13 protein-coding genes and 1 pseudogene are annotated in these 12,748 nt (G+C 69.2%); 6 read left to right on the top strand and 8 right to left on the bottom strand.

Translation table 11 applies throughout. The annotated features are described in order from the left end of the window. Positions 1–264: 264 nt before the first annotated feature. The 3 genes and pseudogenes from QFZ82_RS15485 to QFZ82_RS15475 form a co-directional block, all read left to right on the top strand. A complete protein-coding gene (locus QFZ82_RS15485; RefSeq protein ID WP_307713742.1) occupies positions 265–501 on the top strand; it encodes a hypothetical protein in 237 nt (78 codons plus the stop codon). A 366-nt stretch (positions 502–867) separates the two neighbouring features. Beyond that, a complete protein-coding gene (locus tag QFZ82_RS15480; protein ID WP_307713741.1) occupies positions 868–1,185 on the top strand; it encodes a hypothetical protein in 318 nt (105 codons plus the stop codon). Positions 1,186–1,405: 220 nt separating this feature from the next. Next, positions 1,406–2,365 (top strand): annotated as a pseudogene (locus QFZ82_RS15475) (ISAs1 family transposase); the annotation flags it as partial. Positions 2,366–2,524: 159 nt separating this feature from the next. Here QFZ82_RS15475 and QFZ82_RS15470 read toward each other — a convergent pair. The 4 genes from QFZ82_RS15470 to QFZ82_RS15460 form a co-directional block, all read right to left on the bottom strand. Beyond that, complete coding sequence (locus tag QFZ82_RS15470; RefSeq protein ID WP_307713739.1) at positions 2,525–3,178, bottom strand: glycosyltransferase; 654 nt, start codon at positions 3,176–3,178, stop codon at positions 2,525–2,527. Beyond that, positions 3,175–3,780: a tetratricopeptide repeat protein gene (locus QFZ82_RS39785; RefSeq protein ID WP_373429286.1), complete on the bottom strand. Its 606-nt coding sequence runs from the start codon at positions 3,778–3,780 to the stop codon at positions 3,175–3,177. Before QFZ82_RS39785 ends, QFZ82_RS15470 begins: the two co-directional genes overlap by 4 nt. A gap of 797 nt (positions 3,781–4,577) precedes the next feature. Then, positions 4,578–4,964 (bottom strand): hypothetical protein, encoded by a 387-nt coding sequence (locus QFZ82_RS15465; protein WP_307713738.1) that lies wholly within the window; start codon positions 4,962–4,964, stop codon positions 4,578–4,580. 125 nt (positions 4,965–5,089) lie between these two features. Next, complete coding sequence (locus QFZ82_RS15460) at positions 5,090–6,301, bottom strand: pyridoxal phosphate-dependent aminotransferase (protein ID WP_307713737.1); 1,212 nt, start codon at positions 6,299–6,301, stop codon at positions 5,090–5,092. A 372-nt stretch (positions 6,302–6,673) separates the two neighbouring features. On the opposite strand from QFZ82_RS15460, the gene QFZ82_RS15455 reads away from it, so the two are divergent. After that, a complete protein-coding gene (locus QFZ82_RS15455) occupies positions 6,674–7,492 on the top strand; it encodes a putative protein N(5)-glutamine methyltransferase (protein ID WP_307713736.1) in 819 nt (272 codons plus the stop codon). 148 nt (positions 7,493–7,640) lie between these two features. On the opposite strand, the gene QFZ82_RS15450 is transcribed toward QFZ82_RS15455, so the two are convergent. Continuing rightward, on the bottom strand, positions 7,641–7,874 hold the full coding sequence (locus QFZ82_RS15450; protein ID WP_307713735.1) for a chaplin: 234 nt from the start codon (positions 7,872–7,874) through the stop codon (positions 7,641–7,643). 596 nt (positions 7,875–8,470) lie between these two features. Here QFZ82_RS15450 and QFZ82_RS15440 point away from each other — a divergent pair. Next, a complete protein-coding gene (locus tag QFZ82_RS15440) occupies positions 8,471–9,136 on the top strand; it encodes a vitamin K epoxide reductase family protein (protein WP_307713734.1) in 666 nt (221 codons plus the stop codon). 234 nt (positions 9,137–9,370) lie between these two features. Here the strand turns inward: QFZ82_RS15440 and QFZ82_RS15430 are convergent, their stop codons facing one another. Continuing rightward, on the bottom strand, positions 9,371–9,601 hold the full coding sequence (locus tag QFZ82_RS15430) for a hypothetical protein (protein WP_307717987.1): 231 nt from the start codon (positions 9,599–9,601) through the stop codon (positions 9,371–9,373). 352 nt (positions 9,602–9,953) lie between these two features. After that, positions 9,954–10,202, bottom strand: a complete 249-nt coding sequence (locus QFZ82_RS15425) for a chaplin (RefSeq protein WP_307713733.1) — start codon at positions 10,200–10,202, stop codon at positions 9,954–9,956. A gap of 221 nt (positions 10,203–10,423) precedes the next feature. Here QFZ82_RS15425 and QFZ82_RS15420 point away from each other — a divergent pair, with 221 nt between their 5' ends. Continuing rightward, a complete protein-coding gene (locus QFZ82_RS15420) occupies positions 10,424–11,053 on the top strand; it encodes an alpha-ketoglutarate-dependent dioxygenase AlkB (RefSeq protein ID WP_307713732.1) in 630 nt (209 codons plus the stop codon). A gap of 58 nt (positions 11,054–11,111) precedes the next feature. Here QFZ82_RS15420 and QFZ82_RS15415 read toward each other — a convergent pair whose 3' ends face one another. After that, a complete protein-coding gene (locus tag QFZ82_RS15415) occupies positions 11,112–12,716 on the bottom strand; it encodes an amidohydrolase family protein (RefSeq protein WP_307713731.1) in 1,605 nt (534 codons plus the stop codon). Positions 12,717–12,748: the final 32 nt, after the last annotated feature.

Genomic DNA, 12,748 nt, shown 5'->3' with positions numbered 1-12,748 from the left:
TCGGCCGGGGCCCCCGTACGACGGCGTACGGGGGCCCCGCCCTTTCGCGCCCGACGCCCGCCACCGTCTGCTCGTCACCACCCCCGAAGGCCAGTGCCAGTTCCGCCGGTTGCTCGGCGACGGAAGTCAACTGGGCCTGCGGCTGGAATACATGGCGCAAGAGCGTCCGGAAGGAATCGCCCAGGCTTTTGTGCGGGGGCCGACTTCATCGGCGACGAGTCGGTCGCTCTCATTCTGGGCGACAACATCTTGCATGTTCGTCCGGTGATCGAGGAGCGCCAGGGCTTCAAGGTCGGTTGCATCGAGGAGACAGTCTGGCGGGCCGGCCTCATCGACGACGACCGGCTCCGGGAACTGGCCCAGCCGCTGCGCAAGAGCGGATACGGAAACTATCTGCTGGGACTGCTGGAGGGCTCCCGATACGCCGTCATGCCCCAAAGAGGGTCCGGATCGCATCGAGAAGAACTGCTGCGCACAGGACCGGTCGCTCCTGCGCAATGAGGGCCGAGTCCGGCCGGGCATTCCATACAAGGCCGCCGCCCGAGTGATCTCCGTTCGCGACGCGGGGCAATTCACGGTAATTCGGTCCCGCGAGAGAAGAGTCCTCTTCTGTCCGTAGCCATCGGCGACGCGACACGCATGCGTACCGAGCGCGCCTTCTCGAGTGCGTGCGCCTGCGGAGTGGTCACTTCAAGTCTCATGAGAAAGGTTCTCTTGTGAGCCGTAGAACGATCCGAAGTTCCCGCGTGAACAGGGCTTCGGCGTAGTCACGCGATGTCCGGTTCACGATGATTTTCCTGTCGCGCGGTGCTCCGGGAGTGGGCAAGGGTGCATGCGCCCGCGCCTTGACCAGTGACAATGCCCTTCATGGACACCATCGTTGAGATCCATGTGCCCCTCCGGGAAGCCCCGGGCACTCCGGAGGGTTCCGACCCCTTCCCCTGGATCGACCTGGTCGAGGACTTCCTGGTTGAACAGGAAGACGCGGAGGTGCATGACGACGGAGAGGAGTACGGCGAGTCGTACGTCTTCTTCGTCGCAGGGGCCGCTGAGGAAGATCTCTTGGCCGTCGCGTCGCGTGTGGCCGGACTTCGGGGCATCCCGGGCGGAACGTTCGCGGTGATCACGAACAATGAGGCGGAGGAGATCGGCCTCGGACGACGTGTGCAGTTGCCGCTCGGTTAGCCTTCTTCAGAGCCGATGGCAGTCAGGGTCTTGGCGTAGTGGGACAGCACACCGCTTGTGAGGGTCTGCTCACTCGACGGCTCCTGGCGAAGTGACAGGCACGGACTTCCAAGATCATGGAGTTCTCGACGCCCCATGACCTGCCAGGAAGACCGTGCCTGCCGACGCATCATCGCTGATCCCGCCTGCCCTTGACCAACTCAGCGAGCATCCCGAAGCCATGCCGACAGAAGTCCCCGGCCTTCTGCAACGGCTGGCCGAGGTACCCGACCCGCGCGATCCACGCGGAGTACGGCACGCTCTGGCTGCCGTGCTCGCACTGACCGCGTGCGCGGTGCTGGCCGGGGCCACCTCTCTGCTGGCGGTCGGCGAGTGGATCGGGGACACCCCGTCCCACCTGCTCGAACTCGTCGGCGTCAGGCCCGATCCACTGTGCCCGAAGCGGCTTCTTCCTGCGGAAACGACGGTACGCAGACTGCTGGCCCGCATCGACGGCGACGCACTGGACCGGGCCGTGGGCTCCTGGCTCGCAGACCGCCGCACCCACACCGTGGGCCAATTACGGGGACTGGCCGTCGACGGAAAGAGTCTGCGCGGCGCGGCCAGGGCCAAGGGCCGCAAGATCCACCTGCTGGCCGCGCTCGACCACACCACCGGCCTCGTGCTGGCCCAGCTCGACGTGCAGGAGAAGACGAATGAAATCACCTGCTTCCAACCGCTGCTGGACAACCTCGCCGACCTGGCCGGAGTAGTGGTCACCAGCGACGCACTGCACACCCAGCGCGAACACGCCGGCTACCTCCTGAGTCGCGGCGCCCACTACATCGCGATCGTCAAGGGGAACCAGAAGAAGCTGCGCAGACAGCTCAAGTCCCTTCCCTGGAAGGACATCCCTCTTCAGGGCCGCACCAACGGCGCCGGCCACGGCCGCTCGGAGATCCGCCGGATCAAGGCCGCCACCGTGAACAACCTGTTCTTCCCCGGAGCCCGCCAAGCCGTCCAGATCAAGCGCCGCCGAACCGACCGCAAGACCGGCAAGACCACCGTCAAGACCGTCTACGCCGTCACCAGCCTGACCGCCGGCCAGGCCACCCCCGCCCAACTGGCGACACTCGTCCGCGACCACTGGAAAGTCGAGGCCCTGCACCACGTCAGAGACACCACGTTCGCCGAGGACGCCTCCCAACTGCGAACCGGCAACGCACCCCGGGCCATGGCTACCTGGCGCAACCTCGCCATCGGAGCCCTCCGGCTGAATGGCACCAGGAACATCGCAGCCAGCCTCCGCCACAACGCCCGCGACCCGCGCCGCCCCCTCAGCATCCTCGGACTCACATGATCACGAAACGGACGTCACCCGACTACGCCGAAGCCCTGCATGGAAGAGACGGCACATCAGGTCCTGGTCGTCCAGGACCGTACGGGTGGCGTCGTACCCGCCGACCTTCTCGTAGGCGTCCTTGCGGAACGCCCGCACGTGGTTGGGCGCGTACCAGATGTAGGCGACGTTGTGCGGCGTCGGTTCCATGGACTTGGCTGCCAGCAGCTTGCGGCCGTCGACACGGACTTCCTCGTACTGCCAGCCGTGTGTCTCGTTGAAGCGGGACTCGTCCCGCTTCCCGTCCTCGGTGATGTGCGCGGTGTTGCTGTAGACGAAAACGGCGTCGGGATGCGCGTCGAATGCCTTGCCGAGCTCCGCCAGACACGCCTTTGCCAGGAGATCGTCGTGGTCGAGTTCCACGAGGATCTCGCCGCGCGCCAGTTCACAGGCCCTGCGCTTGGCCGCTCCGACGCCGCGGATTTCGTCGGCGATCTCCACACGGACACGCTCGTCGGGTCGCTCCGGCCGCCACCGGGCGCCGTTGTTGAGCACGACGATCCACTCCCAGTCCGAACAGGTCTGCGCCTGCAACGTCGCCAGGCACTCATCGAGAAAACGCGGCTGGTGGCTGGGGGTGAAGACGGAGAACCTCGGTGTCGCAGTCGACGTCATCTGGTACCTGCCTGGCGCGATGTCGGTGAGGGTGAGGGACTTACGGAATCCTTGAAGGATTCCGGCAGTTGAGAATGCAGCGAGGAATCGGCCGCAACGGCACGACGGAATGAAGCCTCGGCCTCTTCGTCGCGGTCCTTCTTCGCCAGGATGTTCCCGATATGCAGATGGGCCGTGGCCGCCTTCGGGTTGGCGGCAACGGCACGCTTCAGGAGTGTGAGAGCCCGGTCGGGCTCACTCGATTTCAGCAGCAGCGCCTGATTGAAGAGAGCCGACGTGAACGACGGATCGATCCTCAGCGCCTTGTCATAGGCGGCACGGGCATCAGCCGTCCTGCCGTCCTGCTGCGCGAGGACCCCCAGGTTGTACCAGGCGTGCTCGCTGCAGGATCCAGTTCCAGCACTCGCCTGTAGGTACGGGCCGCCCCGTCGTAATCCTCGTACTTCCCCTGCAAAATGCCGGCCTGCAAAAGCGCTTGCGCCTCCACGGCCTTCCGGGTCGCCGACGCGTCCTCGGCTTCCGGGGCAGCGGCCGACTGGGACTGAATCGCCCAGATGACGCCCCCGGTGGCAGCCGCCGCCGTTACGGCGAGCCCTGCCCACAATCGCCTACGTTTCACTTGGTCACATCTCATGGAGTCGGTGAGGGAGGGAATGGACTTGGCTGATTCAGGTGGCTGACATGCAGGAGCCCGTGGGCGGTGCCGGCGATACCGGAGTCCGAACCACCGTCATGCTCACCAAAGTTACGAGGTGGTCCTTATGCCGCCGCTATTCGTCGGGGACTCAGGGCGTACAGTCCACCCGAATGTACGCATGAGAGGTGCGGTGCGCGGGGCGTGGAAGTCGTGAACCCCCGGCCGCTGCCGGTCCCTTGGGCTCGCCCGCTCGGCAATTCGTCATCGACGAAAAGGCCGTTGCCATTGTCGCCAGGGGTGATGCGCCCGTGGCGGCATACGTATTGTCGCGCAGTGTTTTGATCACGGCAGGGTGCACTGCGGATGGCGAAGATTGCCTGAGTCCCGGTCAGTTCGGAGTCGCGACGACGGTCTCTGCGACGCGAAGGCGGCCCGATGCCGTCGTGCATCCGCGGCTCGCTCTCCGGCGCACCCGTCGGGCAACAGCCGGTCATTCCGCCGGTGCGGGGGAGAGGAGCCCCGAGGGAAGCGAGCCGCCGAACGCCCAGCAGTCCGACACGCCGGAGGTGGCCGAGGGCGGGTGACCGGCTCACGATGTGTTCGGCTGCCGGGGGCCGGCCCGGCCCGTCGGGTGTGGGCAGCGGTTGCCGTGCCATGCCCGGTCCGAGGGGCTGTCGGGCAGCGATGAAGGAAGGCAGCCTCACGCGATGTCTCGGGTGGCACCCGGTCCGCGCGCCTTCTTCGGCACGCGGACCGGGGCCGTCAGGGAGCGCCGATCAGCTGCGTGTCGCGCAGCGCGGCGGTGTGCGCGTCCATCCGCTCGGCGGCGAGGATCGCGGCGGCTGTGTCGGCGCGGGACGCGGCGACCACCAGGGCGCGGCCCGCGAGAGCGTGCGCGCGCTGGTGGAGCGCGGCGGAGTCGGCGTGGGTCAGCGCGGCATGCCGGGCGGGCGGCGCGCCGCGCAGCCGGGACACCTGGGTCGCGATGGCCTCCGCCGCGGTGTCGAGACCGAGCTCGTCGGTGACGGCGAGGAGTGCGGCGAGATGCCCGGCGAGCTGGATGTCCAGCTCCTCCTCGCGGCTGCGGTGCGGGTACTGCGCCTGGTCGGCCATCGAGTGGACCGACTTGGTGCGGATCGGCTCGTACATGGATGGCCTCCTGCTCACGGTCAGGAGACCATCCTACATTGGATTCAGTCTAAAGTTGAGTCCGATCGGGACTTTGTCAGCTGCATGCGGTGGCGGAGCCGGACTTCGTCATCTGCCCGTCGTGCTCAGTGCTGGCTGTAGCCGCCCAGGAAGCTGCCGATCCGGCCGACGGCGTCCGCCAGGTCCTTCGCCGAGGGCAGCGTCACGATGCGGAAGTGATCCGGTTCCGGCCAGTTGAAGCCCGTCCCGTGCACCACCATGATCTTCTCGGCCCGCAGCAGGTCGAGCACCATCTGACGGTCGTCCTTGACCTTGTGGACCGACGGGTCGAGCCGCGGGAACAGGTACAGAGCCCCCTTCGGCTTCACGCAGGTGACTCCGGGGATCTGCGTCAGCAGGTCGTACGCGGTGTCGCGCTGCTCCAGCAGCCGCCCGCCGGGCAGGACCAGCTGCTCGATCGACTGCCGGCCGCCGAGCGCCGTGGCCACCGCGTGCTGTGCGGGCATGTTGGCGCACAGCCGCATGTTGGCGAGGATCGTCAGGCCCTCGATGTACGAGGAGGCGTGCGCCTTCGGGCCGCACACCGCGAGCCAGCCGGAGCGGTAGCCCGCGACCCGGTAGTTCTTGGAGAGCCCGTTGAAGGTGAGCACCAGCAGGTCGGGGGCGATCGCGGCGGTCGGCGTGTGGGTCGCCCCGTCGTAGAGGATCTTGTCGTAGATCTCGTCGGAGCAGACGACGAGACGGTGCCGCCGGGCGATCTCCGTGAGACTGCGCAGCATCTCGTCGTCGTAGACGGCGCCCGTCGGGTTGTTCGGGTTGATGATCACGATCGCCTTGGTGCGGTCGGTGATCTTGCGCTCGATGTCCGCGAGGTCGGGCATCCAGTCCGACTGCTCGTCGCAGCGGTAGTGCACGGCCGTGCCGCCGGACAGCGACACGGACGCCGTCCACAGCGGGTAGTCGGGCGCGGGCACCAGCACCTCGTCGCCGTCGTCGAGCAGCGCCTGCATCGACATCTGGATCAGCTCGGAGACGCCGTTGCCCAGGTAGACGTCCTCGACGTCGAGGTCGATGCCCTTGGTCTGGTAGTGCTGCATGACCGCGCGACGGGCGGACAGCAGCCCCTTCGCGTCCCCGTAGCCGTGCGCACCGCCGACGTTGCGCAGGATGTCCTCGAGGATCTCCGGCGGGCAGTCGAATCCGAAGGCGGCGGGGTTGCCGGTGTTGAGCTTGAGGATGCGATGACCTGCTGCCTCGAGCCGCATCGCCTCCTCGAGGACCGGGCCTCGGATTTCGTAACAGACGTTTGCGAGCTTCGTGGACTGGATCACCTGCATGACGCGAGCTTACGGGTGCCCGGCGGTGATCGCTTCGAGTTCCTGACCACGGAAGCGTGGCGCGAATGTCCCGTTTTGCAGCTTCCGCTGGTGGGCGCGCCCGAGCCCCTTCGAATGCGCTTTGCGGACCCCGGGACCACCTACGAAATCCGTCGTTACGCCCGCGGATGTGGCGCTAGTCACCCCTGGGCGGGGGAGTGCCCGGTCCGCGGGATAGGGTGTGCGTTCACGCAGTGCACGGACCGACCCGGGAGGTGAGATCCCATTTCCGCGAATGCAGGCAGGGTTCCCTCTCCCCGTAACCGTGCGGACGGCCCGGAGTGACCGGGCACGGGTGAGTACGGGTGCCCTTCGGTCTCCGAAAGGCCTTCCATGTCGGTTCCGCCGATCCCTCTTCTCTCCTCCCCCTCCGTTGTTCCCGTCGACGTCTCCGCCGTCGTCACCACCCTCCGCGCCGCCGGCTGCGTCTTCGCCGAGGACGAGGCGCAACTGCTGCTCTCCACCGCCCGTGACGCCGCCGAGCTGGACGCCATGATCGGGCGCCGGGTGGCGGGCCGGCCCCTGGAGCACGTCCTCGGCTGGGCCGCATTCCGCGGTCTGCGGATGGCCGTCGACGAAGGGGTGTTCGTGCCCAGGCGGCGCAGTGAGTTCCTGGTCGAGTGCGCGGTCGAGCTCGCCCCGCCCGGTGCCGTCGTCGTCGACCTGTGCTGCGGCTCGGGCGCCCTCGGCACCGCCGTGCTGCACGCGCTCGGCGGCGGGGAACTGCACGCCGCCGACATCGAGCCCGCCGCCGTACGCTGCGCGCGCCGCAATGTCGCGACCGTCGGCGGCCGGGTGTACGAGGGGGACCTCTACGCACCCCTGCCCGCCGAGCTCCGGGGCCGTGTCGACGTCCTCGTCGCCAACGCCCCGTATGTGCCGACCCGTGAGATCGGCCTCCTGCCGCCCGAGGCCCGTGACCACGAGCCGCTGGTCGCGCTGGACGGCGGCACGGACGGGCTCGACATCCAGCGCCGGGTGACGGCGGGGGCCGCGCGGTGGCTGGCGCCCGGCGGAGCGCTGCTCATCGAGACGAGCGAGCGGCAGGCCGCGCGGACCGCGGAAGCCTTCGCCCGGCACGGCCTCGCTCCGCGGATCGAGGCGTGCGAGGAACTGGACGCGACGGTGGTGATCGGCGTCCGGTCCGCGTAGACCGCCCGGACCGGTCCACGCGCGCGGCACGCTCCTCGTCCGCAGTCCGTCGGCGCGCGGGCGTGTCAGGGGCACGGAGAAGCCCCGAGGAGCGTCGTCGCTCCTCGGGGCCCCATCCGATGTCGCGTCAGGGACGAGGGAGGGAACGTCAGCCGTTGAGGCAGGTGCTGCCGGCGGCCGGGTTCAGCAGACCGAGCAGGTTGGCCGAGTTGCCGCAGAGGTTCAGCGGGACGTGGAGCGGGAGCTGAATGACGTTGCCGGAAAGCAGGCCCGGGGAACCGGTGGCAAGGCCCTCGGCGCCCACATCGGCAACGGCGGGCGCGGCGCCGCCCAGAGCCAGGACGAGACCGGCGGCGACGGCTGCAGCCTTCTTGTGCTTCATTTCGATCCTTTCAGCAGTGGGCACGGTACGCGGTACGGCCTTCGTGCCGCGCAGCCGCATTTCCTTCATGCGGGCATGCGCCTTCCGCAGAACTAGTAACGATGCGATTCCCGGTCGGAAACCGGTCGGCCACTGCCGGTTCGGAAAGTCACTCGTATGCCCCACATATAATGATTCGAACAGGTGCGCGGAATCAGTTGAGGAATTTTCACGGCTTTTGTTCGGAATTTGATTCCGGGCATGGGAGTGCCCCTGTGCTCAGGGGTGGAGTTCTCGACGCACTGCTGGTTCTGCGGGGCGGAGGGGACCGGCACGTCGCTGACCGCGGCGACCGGGGCGAGTCCGACGACGGAGCCGACCGTCGGCCTTGGCCGGCAGGCCGTTTCGTCATGAACGCGCGAACGCGGTGCAGCCGGGTCAACTGGCACCGGTGTGTTCGGTTGCGGACCTTCACCTGAATGCCGCACACGGGTTGCACGAGTCGTCGGTGCCATCACGTTCACCCGTGATGCTGAACGGATTCCGCGCCCCGATCGCCGACTTCGCGTGCGGCACAATAGGCGAATCCATCAGGTCGAGCGAGTGGTGAATTCAATATGACAAATACGGCGACCGGATCCTTGTCCGTCGAACAGAGGGGAAGGCGGCGGGCGGTCAGGGGTCCCGCCCGCGGGGCGGTCGGCGTGGGGCGCGCCTTCGCCTGGATGCTGGTGGTGACGGGTGCGGCGGGGCTGCTCGCGGCGTGGGTCATCACGCTGGACAAGTTCAAGATCCTCGAGGCGAAGATCGCGGGCACGACCTTCACGCCGGGGTGCAGTCTCAATCCGGTGGTGTCCTGCGGCAGCGTGATGGAGAGCGGCCAGGCGTCCGCGTTCGGCTTTCCCAACCCGATGCTGGGGCTGGTGACATACGCGGTCGTGATCGGCGTCGGGGTGAGCCTGCTGGCGGGCGCGCGTTTTCCGGGCTGGTACTGGCTGACGTTCAACGCGGGGACGCTGTTCGGGGTCGGGTTCTGCACGTGGCTGATGCAGCAGTCGCTGTACGAGATCAACGCGCTGTGCCTGTGGTGCTGCCTGGCGTGGGTCGCCACGATCGTCATGTTCTGGTACGTGACCTCGCACAACGTGCGGCACGGGCTGCTGCCCGTGCCGGCCGGACTGCGCGGTTTCTTCGGCGAGTTCACGTGGGTGCTGCCGGTGCTGCACATCGGCATCATCGGGATGCTGGTGCTGACCCGGTGGTGGGACTTCTGGACCGGCTGACACGAAGGGTCCGCCGGTCCCGGCGGACCGGGCCCAAACGCGCAGGAGCCCCGGCCGCCCTGACGGCGCCGGGGCTCCTGTGTGCGAGGCGTCAGTCGTTGCTCGTGCCGTTGCCCGACAGGACCGGGATGCCGCTGAGGATGCGCGACAGCGGCGTGGCACCCGCGGCGGCGACGGAGCCGGCGTCGGCCTTGGCCGGCGGGCCGACGCAGGGCTTGTTGAGCGAGTCCTGGCTCAGGTGTCGTGCCGGTCGTGGAGCCAGCCGCGCCGCGGTGGCGGGGGAGCGGGACGGACCTGCTGCTCCTCGGCGGAGGGGGCGGGGAAGCGGGTGAGCCGTGCCCAGTCCCCGTCCGGCCGGCCCGGCAGGGTCCGGCCGCCCGCCGCCCACTCCCGTGCCAGCTGTTCGTAGATGGGGCTGCTGCCCGGCTGCTGGGCCGCAGGCGTCGAATCGGTTCTCGTCTGCACGCGCTGCCAACGAGTCGGCGCGGTAGTCCTTGCCATACGCGGGCCAACGCGCATCCGTCGGCCGAGGTCACTGCCGCGCCGGTGCGACCGGGGTACGGCGGGAACGGCCTTTCGAGTGCACGCGGCGGGATTCCCGCGTGAGGCGGGGGGGCGCCCAAGTCGTCAACACCGAAGCGCCATTGCTTCGCAAGAGCAACCCACGGGGAGGGGCGACGGCATGTCGAAGTGCGGATCGAGGGCCGGCTGGGAGACTTCCGGCCGGCCCTCGATGTCCGCATGCGACGTCGTGCACGGAACGGGGTCGCGGCCTCCCCCAGTGGTACAGGGGAGGCCGCGACCGGTGCAGCGGTGCTCAGGCGGCGTCGCCGTTGAGGCAGCTGGTGCCGAAGGCCGGGTTGAGCAGTGCGATGGCGTCCACCGTGGTGCCACAGACGTTGGCCGGCACGTGGAGGGGGACCTGGAGCAGGTTGCCCGAGGCGACGCCCGGGGAACCGACGGCCTCACCGAGGGTCCCGGCGTCGGCGGCAGCAATGCCGGCGCCGCCGGCAAGGATGGCGCCCGTGCTGGCGACAACAGCGGCGGCCTTCGCGATACGCGACATCAACTTCTCCTTGTAAGGAACAGAGGGGGCCGCAGGGATTTGCGACCTTCACTTCTCGTTCAACGCCGCAAACGGACACCGGTAACGGATCGGGGCGAAGTCTGACCCTTGCGGAGGAGGTCGGCGTGCGGGGCCAGGCGTGCTCGGCCTCGGCCCTGTGCCGCACCGGACGAACGTCTCCGTTCGATCGTACGTTCGGTTACGGGGTTACTGTGGAGGGCATGGCAGCACATCTGCAGGCTTCGCTCTTCGACCAGGCCGACGAGATCGGCCTCGCACCCCTGGACGGCGTGCGCCGCACGGTCCTCGGGCACGGGGCGTGGCTGGACGCGCTGCCGGGCTGGCTCACCGGCGCCGATCTGCTGTTCGACGAGCTCGTCGGCACCGTGCCGTGGCGTGCCGAGCGGCGCCGGATGTACGAGCGCACCGTGGACGTCCCCCGGCTGCTCGCCTACTACGGCGAGGACGACCCCCTGCCGCATCCCGTGCTGGAACAGGCGCGGGACGCCCTGTCGCGCCACTACGCGCACGAGCTGGGCGAGCCCTTCGTCACGGCCGGGCTCTGCTACTACCGTGACGGCCACGACAGCGTCGCCTGGCACGGCGACCGGATCGGCCGGGGAGCCCGGGAGGACACCATGGTCGCCATCGTGTCCGTCGGCGACCCGCGCGATCTCGTCCTGCGGCCGCTGCACGGCGGCGGCATCCAGGTCCGCCGCCCGCTCGGACACGGCGACCTGGTCGTGATGGGCGGCTCCTGCCAGCGCACCTGGGAGCACGCCGTGCCGAAGACGGCGCGTCCGGTGGGCCCGCGGATCAGCGTGCAGTTCCGCCCGCGCGGGGTGAACTAGCGGGTGCCGGGCGACGATCCCGCGGACGCCGCCTGGCATCCGGGGGGATCGTGGCACGTCAGTTGGGGGTGCGCCGTACGGAGCGGCCGGCGAGCACATCCGTACGGACCCCGTCCTCGATCACGAACCGGCCGTCGATCAGCACATGCGGGATGCCCGTCGCCAGGGTGCGCGGGGCCTCGAAGGTGGAGCCGGCCGCGACCGTGTCCGGGTCGAACAGGACGAGATCGGCGCGGTAGCCCTCGCGCACCAGGCCGCGGTCCGGCAGCCGCAGACGGGCCGCCGGGCGCGAGGTCAGATGGGCGACCGTCTCCTCCAAAGACAGGATCCCCAGGTCACGGGCGTACCGGCCCAGGTAGTGCGGGAAGGTGCCGTACGCGCGCGGATGCGGCTTGAGGCCCTGGAGGATGCCGTCGCTGCCGCCGGTGTGGACGCGGTGGCGCATGATCGCGCGGACGTTCTCCTCGTGGCCGACGTGCTGCAGGATCGTCGAGCCGAGCCGGTCCTCGATCAACAGGCGTCGGGCGGTGACCCAGGGCTCCTCGCCACGCGCCTTCGCGGACTCGAGCACCGTGCGGCCGACGTGGTCCGCCAGGGCGGGGTCGTTCACGCCGGAGATCTCGATCGTGTCCCACTCCACCGGCACGCCGTGGCAGCCGTCGGAGCCGATCTCCTCCAGATGGTGGCGGATGCGCTCCGCGGTCTCGTCGTCCCGGAGCCGGGCGAGCACCGCGTCGGGACCGCCCTCGCCCGCCCAGCTCGGCAGCACGGCGACGAGCGTCGTGCAGCCGGGGGTGTACGGGTAGGTGTCCAGGGTGATGTCGGCGCCCGCGTCCAGCGCGTCGTCGAGCAGGGTCAGCAGCTGCGGGGCCCGGCCCTTGTTGACCCCGAAGTTCATGGTGGCGTGGGCGAGATGGAGCGCGCAGCCCGCCTCGCGGGTGAGCGCCACCATCTCCTCGTACGCCTCGAGGGCCCCCGCGCCGTAGGAGCGGTGGTGGGGGCAGTAGTAGCCGTCGTACGCGGCCACGACGCGGCACAGTTCGGTGAGTTCGGAGTCGTTCGCGTACATCCCGGGGGTGTACGTCAGCCCCGACGAGAGGCCGACGGCGCCCTGCTCCAGCCCCTCGGCGACGAGCTGCTTCATCCGGGCCAGCTCGGCGTCGGTGGCGGGACGGTCCTCCCAGCCCACGGCGTACATGCGCACCGTGCCCTGCGGGACGAGGTACGCGGCGTTCACGGCGATGCCGCGGTCGAGCCTGTCGAGGTACTCGCCGACCGTGCGCCAGTCGAAGTCGACGGTCGTGTCTCCGGGCGCACCGCCGTTCCAGCCGGTGATCGCCGTGCGGACCTGGGCGAGCGTGGCGTCGTCGACGGGCGCGTACGACAGACCGTCCTGCCCCAGCACTTCGAGGGTCACGCCCTGGGCCGCCTTGGCGCTGTGGTCGGGGTCGCGCAGCAGGGCGAGGTCGCTGTGGGCGTGCATGTCGATGAAGCCGGGGGAGAGCGCGAGGCCGTGGGCGTCGAGAGTGCGGGCGCCGGAGAGGGCGGGCTCGCCCTCCCGGCGTATCGCGGCTACGCGGCCGCGGGCGAGGCCGACGTCGGCGCGGTAGGAGGCGCCGCCACTGCCGTCGATGACGCGCACGTCGCGGATGACCAGGTCCATGGGGGTCCTCTCGGGGTGGGGAACGGCTCCCG

Source organism: Streptomyces sp. V4I23, from assembly GCF_030817975.1.
Taxonomy (GTDB): Bacteria; Actinomycetota; Actinomycetes; order Streptomycetales; family Streptomycetaceae; genus Streptomyces.
This window is presented reverse-complemented; position numbering and strand designations above follow the sequence as displayed.